Origin of the sequence: Pedomonas sp. V897, from assembly GCF_051304405.1 — a bacterium.
GTDB lineage: Bacteria > Pseudomonadota > Alphaproteobacteria > Sphingomonadales > Sphingomonadaceae > Pedomonas.
Map to the genome: position 1 here is coordinate 1,195,441 of NZ_JBPPGG010000001.1, position 16,802 is coordinate 1,212,242.

Sequence of the window (16,802 nt, forward strand, 5' to 3'; positions counted from 1 at the left end):
AGAACGCCCGGCGATATTCAGCCCGTCAGGCCTTGGGCCTGCCCCTTCGTTGTGGCTATAAGGGCTCGACCGTGAGTTTCGTAAGTAAGGGCCGCTCGTGAAATCGTTGACGCTGCTTCGTCACGCCAAGGCTGGCTGGGGGGACCCCTCCCAGCGCGATTTCGACCGGCCGCTGGACGAGCGGGGCCGCCGCGCCGCCCCCCGCATGGGCCACTACCTGCGCACCGAAGGGCTGACGTTCGACCGGGTGGTGGTCTCCCCCTCCGTGCGCACGCTGGAAACCCTCGCGCTGGTGGAGGAAGGCTACGGCGCCAAGCTCACCGAACTGGAAGACGAGCGGGTCTACCTGGCCTCCAGCGACACCCTCCTGGACATCATCCACGCCCTGCCGGACGAATGGGACAACATCCTCATCATCGGCCACAACCCGGGCTTCGAGGACCTCGGCCTCCAACTCGCCGGACACGGGCCGGAGCGGCTGATGGCCCGCCTCGCCGCCTTCCTGCCCACCGCCGGGGTGGTCGAGATCACCTTCGACGTGGACCACTGGAGCGACGTGCGCCCCGGCGAGGGCGAACTCGTCCGCTTCGTCCGCCCCGTCGATCTGGACCGGACGCTGGAAGGCGACTGAGGGGGGCTTGCAAGGGGTTCAAGGGTTTTTTGCAGGGGTCTTGGACCCCTGCACCCCGGCCTTTTTCGGGCCGCGCCCTTCCGGCTGGCGTTGCATCACGCAAAGCGGGAGTCTGTTAAGCGATTTTCGCCCGCCGCTAGAAATCGCCGCCAAGGGGGTTTAAACGCCCGCAGAGAGGTTTTTGACTATTTCCGCTAGGGTGGTAGCGGGCAGGGCCGTTCCGGCGCTCCAGGGTGCCTCTACGGGCGATTACGGGGCATCCCGGAGGCCCATCTCGCCCCGTTTCCCTTCCGCCGCACGTCCGCCCACCTGCGAGGCGCGGCGGTCAGGCTGCAAGCATATCGGGGGTGCAGGGGGTGAGACCCCTTGCGAAAAAGAAAAAGGCCCGCGTGCAGCGGGCCTGAATCCTCGGGGCCGTCCGGCGAAACCTCACACCGTGAAGCTTTCGCCGCAGCCGCAGCGGCCTTTTTCGTTGGGGTTGTTGAAGACGAACCCGGCGGTGAACATGTCTTCCTGCCAGTCCATCTCGGAGCCGATGATGTAGAGGAGGGACATGGTGTCGATGTAGAGGCGGCCGCCCGGGGTTTCGACCACCTCGTCCATCGGGTTGGGTTCGTCCACGTAGTCCACCTTGTAGGAGAGGCCGGAGCATCCCTTCTGCGGCGTGGTCAGGCGCAGGCCCGCGGCGGGCTTGTCGGCTTTCGCCAGCAGCTCGCGGATGCGCTCGGCGGCGCGCTCGGTCACGGTGAGCGGCGCGGGGCGCGCGGCGCGGGGGCGGCCGGGCCCTGTCACGCTTGGCGTCAGGGCCGGGCTGGCGGTCTCGCCGGTGGTGGCGGCGGTCGTCCGGGTCTCGTCCGTCATTACAGCATCCCCAGTTCCAGCTTGGCTTCGTCCGACATCTTCTGCGGATCCCAGGGCGGATCCCACACCAGGTTCACCTCGACCGAGCCCACGCCCGGCACCGCGCCGACGCGGGTTTCCACCTCGCCCGGCATGGATTCGGCCACCGGGCAGTGGGGCGTGGTCAGGGTCATGGTGATGACCACGTGGCCTTCGTTGATCTCCAGCCCGTAGATCAGGCCGAGGTCGTAGATGTTCACCGGGATTTCCGGGTCGTAGATGTTGCGCAGCGCCTCCAGCACCCGGTCGTAGACATCGCCGCCCGGCGCCCCGGGGGAGACGGCGGGCTTTTCTTCCTTCAGGAAGCTTTCGATGAAGTCCACCTGGCGCGGCGGCACGGGCCGCTCCGGCGGGGGCGGGGCCTCGCTGATTTCCTCGACCGTGAAATTCTTCGGTTCTTCCCCGTTCATCGGAAGATCCTCACTACCTTGTCCATACCCTCCGCCAGACGCTCCACGTCCGCCGGGGTGTTGTAGATGCCGAAGCTGGCGCGCGCCGTGGACCCCACGCCGAGCCGCTCCATCAGCGGCTGGGCGCAGTGGTGCCCGGCCCGGATGTTGATTCCCGCCTCGTCCAATATGGTGCCGATGTCGTGGGGATGAACCCCTTCCATCACGAACGAGACGATGCCGGTGTGGTGGCCCGGCCCCAGCACCCGGACCGAATTGAAGCGCGACAGCGCCTCGATGGCCTGGCGGGTGAGTTCGGCCTCGTGCGCCCGGATGGCGGGCAGGCCGATCGCGGTCACGTAGTCGATGGCCGCCTTCAGCCCGAGCGCGCCGACGATATGCGGCGTGCCTGCCTCGAACCGCTGCGGCGCGGGCAGATAGGTGGTGCGCTCGAAGGTGACGGTCTCGATCATGGCGCCGCCGCCGTGGTAGGGCCGCATGGCGTTGAGCACGTCGAGCCGGCCCCACAGCACGCCGATGCCGGTGGGGCCGTAGAGCTTGTGGCCGGAGAAGACGTAGAAATCCGCGCCCAGGTCCTGCACGTCGACGATCTGGCGGGGGGCGGCCTGGCAGCCGTCCACCAGCACCCTGGCGTCCACCGCCTTCGCCAGGGCGACGATGCGCTTCACGTCCACCAGCGTGCCGAGCACGTTGGAGATGTGGGTGACGGCCACCAGCTTCGTCCGGGGGCCGATCACCCGCGCGGCGGCTTCGTAGTCGATGTCGCCGTCCGGGGTGATGGGGATGACCTTGAGGCCGAACCCGGCGATTTCGGAGGCCAGCTGCCAGGGCACGATGTTGGAGTGGTGCTCCAGCTCGGTCACCACCACCTCGTCGCCTTCGCCCAGGTTGGCGGCGGCCCAGCTCTGCGCCACCAGGTTGATGCCTTCGGTCGCGCCGCGCACGAACACCACTTCGGCGGGCGAGGCCGCGTTGATGAAGCGGGCGACGGTGGCGCGGGCTTCCTCGTAGGCTTCCGTCATGGTCTGGCTGCGCCGGTAGACGCCCCGGTGCACGGTGGCGTAGTCGCAGGCGTAGGCGCGGGTGATGGCGTCCACCACCGCCTGCGGCTTCTGCGCCGTGGCGGCGGTGTCGAGGTAGACGAGGTCCGGCTCGTTGACGAGCACGGGGAACTGGGCGCGGTAGTCGGTCATGCTCACGCTCCCCGCACCATCGCCCGGAGCCGCCCGGTCGCGGCCTCGGCGAACGCCTCGCGCCGCGCGTCGTCGGCGATGGGCTCGATGGCGTCGGCAACGAACGCCTCGGTCAGCAGCGCCTTTGCCTCGGCGGGCTCGACGCCGCGCGTCGCCATGTAGAACAGCGCCTGCTTGTCCAGCTCGCCGACGGTGGCGCCGTGGGCGCACTTCACCTCGTTGGCGTAGATCTCCAGCTCCGGCTTGGCGTTGGCCGTGGCGGTGCGGGCCAGCAGCAGCGCCTTGGAGGACTGCTCCGCGTCGATCCGCTGGGAGCCTTCGCTGATGATGATCTTGCCGAGGTAGGTGACGGTGCCCTTGTCCGCCGCCACCGAGCGCACGGTCTGGCGGCTGGTGGCGTCGGGGGCGATGTGGTGGAAGCGGGTGACCAGCTCGATGGTCCGGGCCTCGCTCGCCAGCAGCACGCCGCCCAGCTCCACCGACGCGCCTTCGTGAATGCGCACGTCCAGCTCCACCCGGCCAAGCTGGCCGCCGGCGTTGAGGATGTGGACGCGGTAGGTCGCGCCCGGGCCCACCTCCACGTCGTAGCGGGCGGTGGTGAGGGCGTCGCCCGCCCGGCTCTGGTCGATGTGGTGGGCGAGGGTCGCACCCGCGCCAATGTGGAGGCTCACCTGCGGGTTCAGCCAGCCGCCGCCGCTGTAGCGCTCGTCGAGCACGGCGGTGGCGTCCGGCGCCACCGCGACGGAGCGGGTGACGTCCGCCCGGCCGCCGGTGATCGCCAGCGGCAGGGCGAGGGTTTCGCCGTCGCGCAGGGACACGGCCTCGGAGACGGGCGCGTCCGCCGCGTCGGGCAGCATCATCGCCGCCTCCAGCGCCTTCAGGTCGCTGTAGCGCCAGGCCTCGTCGCGCTTGCTGGGCAGGGTGAACGGCGCGCTCATGCGGCCACCGTCGCGTAGCCTTCGCGCTCCAGCTCCAGCGCGAGGGATTTGTCGCCCGACTTCACGATGCGGCCCGCCGCCAGCACGTGCACATGATCGGGCACCACATAGTCCAGCAGGCGCTGGTAGTGGGTGATGAGCAGGATGGCCCGGTCCGGGCCGCGCAGGGCGTTGATGCCCTGGGCCACCACCTTCAGCGCGTCGATGTCGAGGCCGGAGTCGGTCTCGTCCAGAATGGCGAGCCTGGGCTGGAGCACGGCCATCTGCACCATCTCGTTGCGCTTCTTCTCGCCGCCGGAGAAGCCCACGTTGACGGGGCGCTTCAGCATCTCGGGGTCGAGCCCCAGCTCCTTCGCCTTCTCGCGCACCAGGCGCAGGAAGTCGGCGGAGGAGACTTCCTCCTCGCCCCGCAGCTTGCGCTGGGCGTTGAGTGCGGTGCGGAGGAAGGTGAGGTTGGAGACGCCCGGAATCTCCACCGGATATTGCAGGCCGAGGAACAGGCCGGCGGCGGCGCGCTCGTGCGGCTCCAGCGCCAGCAGGTCCTGGCCGAGGAACTCCACCGCGCCCTCGGTCACCTCATAGCCGTCGCGGCCCGCCAGGGTGTAGCCCAGGGTGGACTTGCCCGCGCCGTTCGGCCCCATGATGGCGTGCACCTCCCCCGGCTTGATGGAGAGGCTGAGTCCTTTGAGGATTTCCTTGCCGTCCACCGTGGCGTGCAGGTTCTTGATCTCAAGCATCGATAGTCTTCCTGTCTTTCTCTGGCGGATCAGCCGACCGAACCTTCAAGGCTGATGCCCAGCAGCTTCTGGGCCTCGACGGCGAATTCCATGGGCAGCTTTTGCAGCACCTCGCGGCAGAAGCCGTTGACGATCATGGCGACCGCCTCCTCCTCCGAGAGGCCCCGGCTCATGGCGTAGAACAGCTGGTCGTCCGAAATCCTGGAGGTGGTGGCCTCGTGCTCGATCTGCGCCGAGGGGTTCCGCACCTCGATGTATGGCACGGTGTGCGCGCCGGAGGTGTCGGAGAGCAGCAGGCTGTCGCACTGGGTGAAGTTGCGCACGTTCTCGGCGGAGGGCAGCACCTTGACCAGGCCCCGGTAGGTGTTCTGGCCGCGCCCGACCGAGATGCCCTTGGAGATGATCGTCGAGCGGCTGTTCTTGCCGATGTGGATCATCTTGGTGCCGGTGTCGGCCTGCTGGTAGTTGTTCACCACCGCCACCGAATAGAACTCGCCCACCGACTCCTCGCCCGCCAGCACGCAGCTCGGATACTTCCAGGTGACGGCGGAGCCGGTCTCCACCTGGGTCCAGCTGATCTTCGAGCGCGCGCCCTTGCACAGGCCGCGCTTGGTGACGAAGTTGTAGATGCCGCCTTTGCCTTCCTTGTCGCCGGGGTACCAGTTCTGGACGGTCGAGTACTTGATCTCGGCGTCCGCCATGGCCACCAGCTCGACAACCGCTGCGTGCAGCTGGTTCTCGTCGCGCATCGGGGCGGTGCAGCCCTCGAGGTAGGAAACATAGGCGCCCTCGTCGGCCACGATCAGCGTGCGCTCGAACTGGCCGGTGTTCTGGGCATTGATGCGGAAGTAGGTGGACAGCTCCATCGGGCAGCGCACGCCCTTGGGCACGTAGACGAACGTGCCGTCGGAGAACACGGCGCTGTTGAGGCTGGCGTAGAAGTTGTCGTGCATCGGCACCACCGAGCCCAGGTACTTGCGCACCAGGTCCGGATACTCGCGGATCGCCTCGGAGATGGAGAGGAAGATCACGCCCGCCTTCTTCAGCTCCTCGCGGAAGGTGGTGGCGACGGAGACGCTGTCGAACACCGCGTCCACCGCCACTTTCCGCGCGCCCTCGACGCCGGCCAGCACCTTCTGCTCCTCGAGCGGGATGCCCAGCCGCTCGTAGGTGCGGCGGATCTCCGGGTCCACCTCGTCCAGCGACTTGAGGGTCGGCTTCTTCTTGGGCGCGGCGTAGTAGTAGGCGTCCTGGAAGTCGATCTCCGGGTACTTCACCATGGCCCACTTGGGCTCCTCCATGGTGAGCCAGTGGCGATAGGCCTTGAGCCGCCACTCCAGCATCCACTCCGGCTCCTGCTTCTTGGCGGAGATGAAGCGGATCACGTCCTCATTGAGGCCCTTGGGCGCGAACTCGGACTCGATGTCGGTCGAGAAGCCCCACTTGTAGGTGCCCGTGATGTCCTCGACGGTCGAAAGGGTTTCTTGGGTCGGAGCCATGTTAACGCCTCAACTGGTTGGGAGCCGCCGGGGGCTCGGCCGCCTCGAGGGCGGGCAGCGAAACCGTGCCTTGCACCAGATCGGCGAGCGAGACGGTGGAAAGCGCATCGCGGATGGTGCGGTTGATGATCTGCCAGTGCGGTTTGATGGAGCAGATGCCCTCCCGCGCGCACTGGCCGGGCGCGGGGTCGGTGCAATGGGTGAGGGCGATCGGGCCGTCCACCGCTTCCACGATCTCCGCCACGCTGATCTCGCCGGCGGGCCGGGCCAGGGCGAAGCCGCCGCCGATGCCCCGGTAGGATTGCAGCAGCCCGGCGCGGGACAGGGTGCCCAGCAGCTTGGCAACCGTCGGCAGCGGCACGTTGGTCGCCGCCGCCACCGAGGCGGCGGACGGACGGGCGTCGTCGGTGAGGGCCATCTGGCACATCACCACCACCGCATAATCCGCCAGGTTGGACAGGCGCACCATCGCTCGCGCGTGCTCCGGGTTAAATCAGATTAATTTCGTCCGGTTTATGTGGGGGGTGGCCTCACGATGTCAAGCGCGGAACGCGCGCTCCCGCGCGCTATTGCGCCGCAAGGCAAGGTTTCGCGCGCGCCGGGCCCGCTTATCCCATTTGGCAACGGGGGGAAAGGCCCAAGTCGGCCTCGCCTGACAGATAGGCGAGGGTCGGGCGCGGATGCAGGAGCGCTTGTCGCCGGGGGACCCGCGCGCGTATGGAAGGGCAGCCCCGGCCGAGTCGCGCCGCTCGCGCGCCCGGCCGGAGCCGTTGCCGGACTCAAAGCCGGAGCCAGACGCCGAAACCAGACGCGCAAACCAGCCAGACGGGTGAGCCTGTGACCACCATCTACAAGATCTTCCGGGCGGACGAATGGGCCGGGGCGCAGCGCGCGGGCCGCTTCACCGGCTCCGCCGACGACCGGCGGGACGGCTTCATCCATTTCTCCACCGCCGGGCAGCTGGAAGGCACGGCGGCGAAGCATTTCGCGGGCGAGGCCGGCCTGGTGCTGGCGGAGGTGGACGCCGCCGCGCTCGGCCCCGCCCTGCGCTGGGAGCCCTCCCGCGGCGGCCAGCTGTTCCCGCATCTTTATGGCGAGCTGCCGCTGGCGGCCGTCACCCGCACCTGGCCGCTGCCGCTGGCCGAGGGCGCGCATGTCTTTCCCGAAGGACTGAAGTCATGATCGATTGCTACCGCCTCGCCCGTCCCGCCCTGTTCGCGCTGGATGCGGAGACCGCCCACCGCCTCACCATCGCCGGGCTCAAGACCGGCCTCGCGCCAGCCGCCGGGCCGGACGATCCCCTGCTGGCGGTGTCGCTGTGGGGGCTGCGGTTCCCCAACCCGATCGGCATGGCCCCCGGCTTCGACAAGAACGCCGAGGTGCCGGACGCCCTCCTCAAGCTGGGCTTCGGCTTCGTCGAGGTGGGCACGGTGACGCCGCGCCCGCAGGCGGGCAATCCGCGCCCGCGCCTGTTCCGCCTCAAGGAGGACCGGGCCGTCATCAACCGCATGGGTTTCAACAACGACGGGCTGGAGGCGGTGCGCGTCCGCCTGGCGCGCCGCCGCGCACTCCCCGGCCTCATCGGCGGCAACGTGGGCGCGAACAAGGACAGCGAAGACCGCATCGCCGATTACGTCACCGCCATTCGCGGCATCCTGGGGCTGGTCTCCTACATCACCATCAACATCTCCTCTCCCAACACGCCGGGCCTGCGCGCCCTCCAGGGCCGCGACTCCCTCGCCGAGCTCATCGGCCGCTGCCTTGAGGCGCGGGGCGCGGACACGACGCCGCTGCTGGTGAAGGTGGCCCCGGACCTCACCGACGCGGACGTGGAAGACATCGCCGCCGTCGCGCTCGAGAGCGGCATCGACGGCCTCATCGTCTCCAACACCACCATCACCCGGCCCGACACCCTGCGCAGCCCCAACCGGGGCGAGGCGGGCGGCCTCTCCGGCGCGCCGCTGTTCGAGGCCTCCACCGCCATGCTGCGCCGGTTCCACGGCCTCGTCGGCCACCGGATGCCGCTCATCGGCGTCGGCGGCGTCGCCTCGGGCGCGGACGCCTACGCCAAGATCCGCGCCGGCGCCTCCCTCGTCCAGCTCTACAGCAGCCTCGTCTACGAAGGCCCGGGCCTGGTCGGCCGCATCAAGCGGGAACTGGGCGACCTCCTGCGCCGCGACAACTTCGCCAGCGTGCAGGACGCCGTCGGCGCGGACGCCCGCAGCGGGACCGGCGGACAATAAGGCTTCGCCTTCCGGGACTTGTTTTCAGGGTTTTGGGGGGGGCTCGGACCCCCACACTCCCCCTCCTTTCCAAGGGGCATGTCCGTCCTCAAGGGAACGCCCCCGCTTGCGGGGGGCAAAGTCCCTCGCAACCATTATGGCGCAGTTCCTCGTAAAAGCGTTTCAAAAGACCGGTTGAGGGATGCCTTGGCGCGTGTTTGCCTATAGACGGGGAACGAGTGCGCATCATGTTCGTCAGGGGCTGGAACGATGGGTGAACCGGGGCAAGGCTCGCTGCTGCACGACGGCTTCCTGCTGTTGGGCTTTGCGCTGGTCTTTGTGCTGCTGTTTCGCCGGCTGGGTCTGGGGGCAACGCTCGGCTACCTGCTGGCGGGCGTGGTGGTCGGCCCCAACGTGCTGGGGCTGGTGGGCGATGCGCAGGAGAAGCTGGTCATCGCCGAACTCGGCATCACGCTGCTGCTGTTCGTGGTCGGCCTCGAGCTGAGCCCGGCGCGGCTGTGGCAGATGCGGCGCGACATCTTCGGCGTCGGGCTGGTGCAGGTGGCGGCGTGCGGCCTCGCCGTGGCGGGGATCATCGCGGGCTTCACCAAATTCACCGTGGCGGCGGCGCTCGCGCTCGGTCTGCCGCTGGCGCTCTCCTCCACCGCGCAGGTGCTGCCGATGCTGCAATCCTCCGGGCGGCTGAAGACGCCGTTCGGCGAGCGCGCCTTTGCCATCCTGCTGTTCCAGGACCTCTCCATCATCCCGCTCATCACCATCATCGCCGCGCTCAGCCGCAACCCGGCGGATGCGGGCGGCCCGCCGGGCTGGCAGCTGGCGCTCTACACGGTGGGCGCCATCGCCGGGCTGTTCGCTGCCGGGCGCTTCCTGCTGCGGCCGCTGTTCCGGCTGATCGGCGGGCTCGGCGAGCGGGAGATGTTCATCGTCGCCTCCCTGTTCACGGTGATGGGCGCGGCGGCGCTGATGGAAACGCTGGGGCTCTCCACGGCGCTGGGCGCCTTCGTGGCGGGCGTGGTGCTGGCGGACTCGCCCTACCGGCACGAACTGGAAGCGGATGTGGAGCCGTTCCGCTCCATCCTGCTGGGGCTGTTCTTCCTCAGCGTCGGCATGATGCTGGACCTCTCCGCCATCGCCGAGCGGCCGGTGTTCGTGGCAACCATGGCGCTGGTGCTGATCGCGGTGAAGACGCTGGTGATCTTCCTCATCGGCCTGGTGGTTCGCATGCGCTGGCAATCGGCGCTGGCGCTGGGGATGCTGCTGAGCCAGGGCGGCGAGTTCGGCTTCGTGCTGTTCGCGCAGGCGCAACATGCCTGGCTGATCGCGCCGGAGGTCTCCAGCCTGTTCGGGGCGATCGTCACGCTGTCGATGGCCACGACGCCGTTCCTGATGATGCTCACCCGCTGGCTGCGCAAGGAGCCCAAGTCCAGGGCGGAGCTGCGGGAAGGGCCGAGCGCCGAGGCCCTCAAGGAAGGGGCCAACGCGCTGGTCATCGGCTACGGCCGCTTCGGGCAGACGGTGGCCCAGATGCTGATGGCGGGCAACATTCCGGTGACGCTGATCGATCTGGACACCCAGACGATCGATCTGGCAGGCGAGTATGGCGCCAAGGTGTACTTCGGCGACGGCACGCGGCTGGACCTGCTGCGCCACGCCGGGGCAGCGGACGCGGAGGCGATCCTGTTCTGCATCGATGGCGACCAGCTGGACACGGCGCGGCTCCACGAAATCCACCAGGCGTTTCCCCAGGCGGCGCTCTACGTGCGCGCCTACGACCGGCGCAGCATGATCGCGCTGCGGGACGCGCCGGTGCGGTCCGTGGTGCGGGAGGTGCAGGAATCCGCCGTCGAAATGGCGCGGCAGGCGCTGGAGGACATGGGCGTCTCGGGCGAGGCAGTGCGCCGCGCCGAAAACCGCTACCGCACCAGCGTCCGCGAACGGCTCCTCCTGCAAATGGGAACCGGCTCCCTGCTCACGGGACGCGACCGGATCATCACCCGCCCGTCGGGAGACGGCCCCGCGAACCCGGCGGCCTGACGGCGGCAGCGGTCAACACGGGGCCACGCAAGAACAGGATTTGCAGGGGGATTTATAATCCCCCTGCGACCCCCTTTTCGTTTATGGGCCGCGCCCTTCAGGACGGGCGGGTCCCGATAGATCTCCGGTGAAGGCAAGGGCCGCGCCCTTCAGGACGGGCGAGTCCCGACAGATACCCGGCAAAGGAAAAGGGCCGCGCCCTTTTGTGCAAGGACACGGCCCTCTGAAACGAATGGGAGGTGCAGGAGGGTCAAGACCCTCCTGCAAAACCCCTCAACTCACCAAACCCCCTACGACTGCGCCTTCACCTGCTGCACCCAGGCCTCGACGTTTTCCTTCATCACGTCGAGCGGCACCGGGCCGCTTTTCAGCACCACGTCGTGGAACTGGCGGATGTCGAACTTGTCGCCGAGCGCGGCCTTGGCGGCCTCGCGGGCGCGCAGGATCTCGGTCTTGCCGATGAGGTAGGCGGTCGCCTGACCCGGGTAGACGATGTACCGCTCGATGGCCTTGCGGCAGTCGCCCTCGGGGTTCGGCGTGTTGTCCAGGAGGTACTGGATCGCCTGTTCGCGGGTCCACTTCTTGTAGTGGAGGCCGGTGTCCACCACCAGGCGGGCGGCGCGCCACAGTTCCATGGCGAGGCGGCCGAAGTCCGAATAGGGGTCCTGGTAGCCGCCCATCTCCTTGGCGAGGTATTCGGTGTAGAGGCCCCAGCCTTCGGTGTAGGCGGTGAAGCGGCCGAACTTGCGGAACATGGGCAGGTCGGTCAGCTCGCCCGAGATCGCCCGCTGCATGTGGTGGCCCGGAATGCCCTCGTGGTAGGCCAGCGCTTCAAGCTGGTACTTGGGCATGTCCTCGATGCGGTAGAGGTTGGCGTAGTAGATGCCCGGGCGCGAGCCGTCCGGCGCGGGGCTCTGGTAGAACGCCTTGCCGGCGGACTTCTCGCGGAAGGCCTCCACGCGCTTCACGATCATGTCGGCCTTGGGCAGCAGCCCGAAGTAGGCGGGGAGTTTGGCGCGCATGGCGTCGATGGCGGCGCGGGAGTCGGCCAGATACTGTTCGCGGCCTTCCTCGGTGTCCGGGTAGACCTGGTTCGGGTCGTTGAGCACCGCGGTCATGAACGCCTTCAGCGTGCCCTTGAAGCCCACCTTGTCCTTGATGGCCTCCATCTCCTTGTGGATGCGGGCCATTTCGGCGAGGCCGAAGGAGTGGATCTCCTCCGGCGTCATGTTGGTGGTGGTGTAGTAGGCGAGGCGCTCGGCGTAGTACTTGTCGCCGTCCGGGAAGCGCCACACGCCGTCTTCCTTCGGCGCGCGGGCCTCCTGCTCCTTCATCTGCGCGATCACCGCCTCGTAGGCGGGCTTCACCGAGGTGAGCAGCGCCTGCTCGGCCTTGGCGATCAGCGCATCATGCTGGTCCTGCGGCAGGTTCAGCTTGGTGATCTTCTTGCGGAAGTCGTCGAGCAGGGTGGAGTCGGCAGCCCCCTTCTGGAAGGGCGCGCCGGTGAGGATGTTCTGCGCGTCCGAGATCACGTAGGGGAACACCCACCTGGGCGGAATGATGCCCTTCTTCTCCTGGTCGCGGGCGCGGCGCAGCGCCTCGTCCAGCACCGCCTTCATGCCGGTGAGGCGCGAGATGTAGGCTTCCGCGTCGGCGACGGTGTCGATGCGGTGCATGTTGATGAGGAAGGCCGGCAGACCGGACTGGATGCCGTTCATCTGGTCGAAGATGTACTCATAGTCGCGGTACCGGAAGGCGGCGGCGTTGGCCGCCTGCACGGACTCGAAGATCCGCCACGACATCTGCGCGTCCGGCGAGAGCTTCTTGAAGTCGAAGTTGGCCTTCATGTCGGCCAGCGCCTTCTGACCGCGCTCGAAGCGGGCAATCTCGGCCGCTTCGGACGGATCGTCCCACTTGCCGTAGTCCTTCTTGATGCCGAGCATGGTCTGGCGCTGCGGCTGGGCGGCCACATCGGCGTCCCACACCTGTTGCAGGAAGGCGTTGAAGCGGGCGGTTTCGTCCTGGTTCTGCGCGGCGGCGGGCGCGGGCTGGCCCTGCGCCAGCGCAGGCGCGGCAGCGGCAGCGACGCCGGCCAGCGCGATCGCGGCGACGGAGCGAAGAAGCGTCAAACGCATCAAAATTCCCCCAGTTGAATTGCGGATTGGGGGCGAGCCTAAAGCCGTGGCCCGGCATGACAAGGCGCGCTCCGCCCGGGATTGAAATATTCTTGCCCGTCCGCGACAAGGCGAGCCACCCTGTCGATGAGCCGTGCGGGAGCGGGCGGGCCCCACCCCGAAAGCGGCGGCGTCATGGCTTTGCGAGGGGCACGAATATGCTACAGCTTGGCGCGTTGCGTCACGGCCCGGTGCTGTCCCCGTCAGGACCGGGCGGGAAGGAGAGAGGGATGCGACGGATGTTTGCCGCGGGCGCCGTGGCGGCTGCCCTGTCGAGTATTGGCCTTGCGAGTGTTGCCCTGTCGAGTACGCTTTGGTCCGGGTCTGCGTTCGCTCAGGCCGTGCCGGTCGAGACGCGCGGGGCGCAGTATGCCGCGCAGGAGCCGGTGAAGGCGGAACGCTTCATGGCCGCCGCCGCCAACCCGCACGCCAGCGCGGCGGGGCAGGAGATCCTGCGCGCGGGCGGCTCGGCGGTGGATGCGGCCATCGCCATGCAGCTGGTGCTCTCGCTGGTTGAGCCGCAGTCGAGCGGCGTGGGCGGCGGCGGCTTCCTGCTGACCTATGATGCCGCCACGGGCGGCGTTGCCGCTTTCGACGGGCGGGAGACCGCCCCGGCCTCCGCCACGCCGTCGCTTTTTCTGGACGAGAGCGGCAAGCCGCTGCCCTTCAATCAGGCCTTCACCGGCGGCCGGGTGGTGGGCATTCCGGGCGCCTTCCGCCTGATGGAGGCGGCGCACCGGCGGCACGGCAAGCTGCCGTGGCCGGTGCTGTTCGGCCCGGCCATCCGGCTGGCGGAGGCGGGCTTTGCCATCAGCCCCCGCATGTATGCCATGCTGGAGAGCGCCGCGCCCATCGTGCGGGACTTCCCCGAGATGCGGAACACCTACTACGGCGCGGACGGCGCGCCGCTGCCCGTGGGCACGGTGCTGAAGAACCCGGCCTACGCGGCGCTGCTGCGGGAGGTGGCGGCCCGGGGGGCGGACGCCTACTACAAGGGCGCGCCCGCCGAGCGGGCCATTGCCGCCATTACCGGCGCGCCCAAGGCCCCGGTCAAGGTGACCAGGGCGGATTTCGCCAACTACCGCGCCATCGAGCGCGAGGCGGTGTGCGGCACCTACCGCGCCTACCGGATCTGCGGCATGGGGCCGCCTTCCTCCGCCGCGACCACCATTCTCGCAACGCTCAAGATGCTGGAAGGCCATGACCTGAAGGCGCTGGGGCCGAATTCGCCCAGGGCCATCCACCTCATCGCCGAGGCAACGGCGCTCGCCTTCGCGGACCGGGGCAATTACCTCGCGGACCCGGCCTATGTGCAGGTGCCGGTCAAGGGGCTGATCGACCCGGCCTACCTTGCGCAGCGGGCCCGGCTGATCGACCCGGAGCGGGCGCGGGGCAGCTACCCCGTCGGCACGCCGCCCATGGAGGAGAAGGCCGCCTTCGCGCCGCACGCGGGGCCGGTCATTCCCTCCACCACCCACTTCGTTGCGGTGGACGGGAAGGGCAACGCCGCCACCTGGACCGCCTCCATCCAGGCGCCGTTCGGCAGCTTCCTGATGGCGGACGGCTACATCCTCAACAACGAGCTGACCGACTTCTCCTTCGTGCCCGAGGCGGACGGACGCCCCGTCGCCAACCGGGTGGAGGCGGGCAAGCGGCCGCGCAGCTCCATGTCCCCGACGCTGGTGTTCGACGAGCGCGGCCGTCTGGTGCTGGCGCTGGGCTCGGCGGGCGGCAGCCGCATCATCACCCATGTGCTCAAGACCCTGATCGCCACCCTCGACTGGGGCATGGACGTGCAGGCGGCCATCAGCTTCCCCAACTTCCACAAGGATGACGGCGGCACGCTGGAGATCGAGGCGGGCTCGGCGCTGGAGGTGATGCGCCCGCAGCTGGAGGCCATGGGGCACACGGTGGCGGCACGGCCGGCCATTTCCGGGCTGCAGGGCATCCAGCTTGTGTACGACGCCGCCGGGCGGGTGACCCTGCTCGGCGGGGCGGACCCGCGCCGCGAGGGGGTGGCGCTGGGCGACTGAGGCCTTGCGCGGGCGGCACCCCGGGGCTTGCCTCCATGCGCCGCTCGCGCGTTCCCCTTCCCGATGGGGCGGGGCTTGTGTTTGAGTGGGTTGCGGACAGAAGGCGTACAGGAACGGGGGGAGAGTGGCAGGCGTGGAGATGCGGGAGGACTGGAACAGCGTGGTCGAAATGTTCTTCGACCAGGCGGAGCGTCTGGGCGACAAGCCCTTTGTGTGGAGCAAGCGGGACGGGCGCTGGCAGGCGCTGTCCTGGGCCGAAACGGCGGAGCAGGTGGCGCGGCTGGCGGGCGCCTTGCGCAAGATCGGCATCAAGCCGGGCGAGCGGGTGGCGCTGGTCTCCGAGAACCGGCCGGAGTGGCTGATCGCGGACCTGGCCATCATGACCGCGGGGGCGATCACCGTTCCGGCCTACACCACCAACACCGAGCGGGACCATCTGCACATCCTGTCGAACTCGGGCGCGGTGGCGGTGTTCGTCTCCTCGGCCAGGCTGGCGCGGCATCTGCTGCCCGCCGTGCATCAGACCGAGTGCTGCTGCCACGTCATCGCCATGGAGCCGCTGCGCATGGGGCAGTCGTCCGTCGCGCACCTCCACGACTGGAACGCCCTCATCGCCGGCAGCGACACCACCGTCGCCGAGGCGCGCCGCTGGGCCACCTTCCGGCGGGAGGATCTGGCCTGCCTCATCTACACCTCGGGCACCGGCGGGGCGCCGCGCGGGGTGATGCAGCATCACGGCGCGATCCTGCACAACATCTCGGGCGCGGGGCACATCGTCGTTGACGACTTCCCCCGCACCGAGGACGTGTTCCTCTCCTTCCTGCCGCTGTCCCACGCCTACGAGCACACCGCCGGCCAGTTCCTGCCCGTCTGGCTGGGCGGGCAGATCTACTACGCCGAGGGGCTCGACAAGCTGGCCGCCAACATCGAGGAGGTGCACCCCACCATCATGGTGGTGGTGCCGCGCCTGTTCGAGGTACTGCGCGCCCGCATGACCAAGGTGATCGAGAAGCAGGGGGCGTTCGCCGCGCGCCTGCTGGCGCTCGCTCTGCAACTGGAGAAGGCCCGGGCCGAGACCGGGCGTCTGCCCTGGTGGGGCTGGGCGGCCGATGCGCTGCTGGATGTCACCCTGCGCAAGCGCATCCGCGCGCGCTTCGGCGGGCGGCTCAAGGCCATGGTGGCGGGCGGCGCGCCGCTCAACCCGGAAGTGGGGCTGTTCTTCCAGGCGCTGGGCCTCACCCTGCTCCAGGGCTACGGCCAGACCGAGGCCGGGCCGGTCATCTCCTGCAACCGGCCGCGCGCCGGGATCAAGATGCACACGGTCGGCCCGCCGCTGGCCCATACGGAGGTGCGGATCGCCGAGGACGGGGAGATCCTCGTGCGCGGCGAGCTGGTCACCCACGGCTACTGGCGCAACCCGGACGAGACCGCCCGCACCATCGTCGACGGCTGGCTGCACACCGGCGATGTGGGCCACATCGATGAAGACGGGCACATCGTCATTACCGACCGCAAGAAGGACATCATCGTCCTCGACAAGGGCGAGAACGTCAGCCCGCAGCGGGTGGAGGGCATGCTGTGCCTGGAGCCGGAAATCCATCAGGCGATGGTCTCCGGCGACCGCAAGCCCTACCTCGTCGGCCTCATCGTGCCCGATGCGGAGTGGGCGCGGCAGTGGGCCGTGGCCAATGACGTGGCCGCCGACAGCGACGAGGGGCCGGACCTGGCGGCGCTCAGCGCCAACCCCGCCTTCTGCCGCGCGGTGATGGACGCCGTCGACCGCGTCAACACCCGCCTCTCCATCACCGAGAAGGTGCGCCGCATCTCCATCGCCTGCGAGCCCTTCACGGTGGAGAACGAGATGATGACGCCCACCCTCAAGATCCGCCGCCACAAGATCCGCGCCGTCTACGGCGACCGTCTGGAGCGGTTGTACAAAGGGGGGTGAGGGGGACTGAGAACGGAAGCGTAGGAAACTTGAGTTGCCTACGCTTCCTTTAAGTGCAAGCT

At 68.8% G+C, this 16,802-nt stretch carries 14 protein-coding genes; 6 read left to right on the forward strand and 8 right to left on the reverse strand.

Features of this window, described 5'->3' with window-relative positions:
- Positions 1 to 97 precede the first annotated feature (97 nt).
- Positions 98 to 631: a SixA phosphatase family protein gene (locus ACSJJU_RS05640; protein ID WP_435914244.1), complete on the forward strand. Its 534-nt coding sequence runs from the start codon at positions 98 to 100 to the stop codon at positions 629 to 631.
- 429 nt (positions 632 to 1,060) lie between these two features.
- Here the strand turns inward: ACSJJU_RS05640 and ACSJJU_RS05645 are convergent, their stop codons facing one another.
- Genes ACSJJU_RS05645 through ACSJJU_RS05675 form a run of 7 tightly spaced genes read right to left on the reverse strand, consistent with a single transcriptional unit; the run spans position 1,061 to position 6,777 of the window.
- Positions 1,061 to 1,492: a HesB/IscA family protein gene (locus tag ACSJJU_RS05645; protein WP_435914245.1), complete on the reverse strand. Its 432-nt coding sequence runs from the start codon at positions 1,490 to 1,492 to the stop codon at positions 1,061 to 1,063.
- Complete coding sequence (locus ACSJJU_RS05650) at positions 1,492 to 1,941, reverse strand: SUF system Fe-S cluster assembly protein (protein WP_435914247.1); 450 nt, start codon at positions 1,939 to 1,941, stop codon at positions 1,492 to 1,494. Before ACSJJU_RS05650 ends, ACSJJU_RS05645 begins: the two co-directional genes overlap by 1 nt.
- Positions 1,938 to 3,134, reverse strand: coding sequence for an aminotransferase class V-fold PLP-dependent enzyme (locus ACSJJU_RS05655; RefSeq protein ID WP_435914248.1), 1,197 nt, complete (start codon positions 3,132 to 3,134; stop codon positions 1,938 to 1,940). The genes ACSJJU_RS05650 and ACSJJU_RS05655 overlap by 4 nt, the downstream gene beginning before the upstream one ends.
- 2 nt (positions 3,135 to 3,136) lie before the next feature.
- A complete protein-coding gene (locus tag ACSJJU_RS05660) occupies positions 3,137 to 4,072 on the reverse strand; it encodes a SufD family Fe-S cluster assembly protein (RefSeq protein ID WP_435914249.1) in 936 nt (311 codons plus the stop codon).
- Positions 4,069 to 4,809 (reverse strand): Fe-S cluster assembly ATPase SufC, encoded by a 741-nt coding sequence (gene sufC / locus ACSJJU_RS05665; protein ID WP_435914250.1) that lies wholly within the window; start codon positions 4,807 to 4,809, stop codon positions 4,069 to 4,071. The genes ACSJJU_RS05660 and sufC overlap by 4 nt, the downstream gene beginning before the upstream one ends.
- A gap of 29 nt (positions 4,810 to 4,838) precedes the next feature.
- Entirely contained in the window at positions 4,839 to 6,308 is a 1,470-nt protein-coding gene (sufB, locus tag ACSJJU_RS05670; protein ID WP_435914251.1) for a Fe-S cluster assembly protein SufB, read from the reverse strand.
- 1 nt (position 6,309) lies between these two features.
- Positions 6,310 to 6,777, reverse strand: coding sequence for an SUF system Fe-S cluster assembly regulator (locus tag ACSJJU_RS05675; RefSeq protein WP_435914252.1), 468 nt, complete (start codon positions 6,775 to 6,777; stop codon positions 6,310 to 6,312).
- A gap of 368 nt (positions 6,778 to 7,145) precedes the next feature.
- Here ACSJJU_RS05675 and ACSJJU_RS05680 point away from each other — a divergent pair, with 368 nt between their 5' ends.
- The 3 genes from ACSJJU_RS05680 to ACSJJU_RS05690 all read left to right on the forward strand — a co-directional run bounded on the left by ACSJJU_RS05680 (position 7,146) and on the right by ACSJJU_RS05690 (position 10,585).
- Positions 7,146 to 7,490, forward strand: a complete 345-nt coding sequence (locus ACSJJU_RS05680; RefSeq protein WP_435914253.1) for a DUF952 domain-containing protein — start codon at positions 7,146 to 7,148, stop codon at positions 7,488 to 7,490.
- Entirely contained in the window at positions 7,487 to 8,551 is a 1,065-nt protein-coding gene (locus tag ACSJJU_RS05685; protein WP_435914254.1) for a quinone-dependent dihydroorotate dehydrogenase, read from the forward strand. Before ACSJJU_RS05680 ends, ACSJJU_RS05685 begins: the two co-directional genes overlap by 4 nt.
- A gap of 249 nt (positions 8,552 to 8,800) precedes the next feature.
- Positions 8,801 to 10,585 (forward strand): cation:proton antiporter domain-containing protein, encoded by a 1,785-nt coding sequence (locus ACSJJU_RS05690; RefSeq protein ID WP_435914255.1) that lies wholly within the window; start codon positions 8,801 to 8,803, stop codon positions 10,583 to 10,585.
- Between the two features lie 290 nt (positions 10,586 to 10,875).
- Here the strand turns inward: ACSJJU_RS05690 and ACSJJU_RS05695 are convergent, their stop codons facing one another.
- A complete protein-coding gene (locus ACSJJU_RS05695; protein WP_435914256.1) occupies positions 10,876 to 12,720 on the reverse strand; it encodes a DUF885 domain-containing protein in 1,845 nt (614 codons plus the stop codon).
- A 269-nt stretch (positions 12,721 to 12,989) separates the two neighbouring features.
- On the opposite strand from ACSJJU_RS05695, the gene ggt reads away from it, so the two are divergent.
- Together ggt and ACSJJU_RS05705 are read left to right on the forward strand one after the other, a co-directional pair.
- Positions 12,990 to 14,792: a gamma-glutamyltransferase gene (ggt, locus tag ACSJJU_RS05700; protein ID WP_435914257.1), complete on the forward strand. Its 1,803-nt coding sequence runs from the start codon at positions 12,990 to 12,992 to the stop codon at positions 14,790 to 14,792.
- A 139-nt stretch (positions 14,793 to 14,931) separates the two neighbouring features.
- Positions 14,932 to 16,740: an AMP-dependent synthetase/ligase gene (locus ACSJJU_RS05705; protein WP_435914393.1), complete on the forward strand. Its 1,809-nt coding sequence runs from the start codon at positions 14,932 to 14,934 to the stop codon at positions 16,738 to 16,740.
- The last annotated feature ends 62 nt before the right edge of the window (positions 16,741 to 16,802 follow it).

Bases quoted from the DNA above. Each gene is read 5' to 3' on its own strand.
- ACSJJU_RS05645 (WP_435914245.1), bottom strand. From the start codon at position 1,492: ATGACGGACGAGACCCGGACGACCGCCGCCACCACCGGCGAGACCGCC.
- ACSJJU_RS05650 (WP_435914247.1), bottom strand. From the start codon at position 1,941: ATGAACGGGGAAGAACCGAAGAATTTCACGGTCGAGGAAATCAGCGAG.
- ACSJJU_RS05655 (WP_435914248.1), bottom strand. From the start codon at position 3,134: ATGACCGACTACCGCGCCCAGTTCCCCGTGCTCGTCAACGAGCCGGAC.
- ACSJJU_RS05660 (WP_435914249.1), bottom strand. From the start codon at position 4,072: ATGAGCGCGCCGTTCACCCTGCCCAGCAAGCGCGACGAGGCCTGGCGC.
- sufC (WP_435914250.1), bottom strand. From the start codon at position 4,809: ATGCTTGAGATCAAGAACCTGCACGCCACGGTGGACGGCAAGGAAATC.
- sufB (WP_435914251.1), bottom strand. From the start codon at position 6,308: ATGGCTCCGACCCAAGAAACCCTTTCGACCGTCGAGGACATCACGGGC.
- ACSJJU_RS05675 (WP_435914252.1), bottom strand. From the start codon at position 6,777: ATGGTGCGCCTGTCCAACCTGGCGGATTATGCGGTGGTGGTGATGTGC.
- ACSJJU_RS05685 (WP_435914254.1), top strand. From the start codon at position 7,487: ATGATCGATTGCTACCGCCTCGCCCGTCCCGCCCTGTTCGCGCTGGAT.
- ACSJJU_RS05690 (WP_435914255.1), top strand. From the start codon at position 8,801: ATGGGTGAACCGGGGCAAGGCTCGCTGCTGCACGACGGCTTCCTGCTG.
- ACSJJU_RS05695 (WP_435914256.1), bottom strand. From the start codon at position 12,720: ATGCGTTTGACGCTTCTTCGCTCCGTCGCCGCGATCGCGCTGGCCGGC.
- ggt (WP_435914257.1), top strand. From the start codon at position 12,990: ATGCGACGGATGTTTGCCGCGGGCGCCGTGGCGGCTGCCCTGTCGAGT.
- ACSJJU_RS05705 (WP_435914393.1), top strand. From the start codon at position 14,932: ATGCGGGAGGACTGGAACAGCGTGGTCGAAATGTTCTTCGACCAGGCG.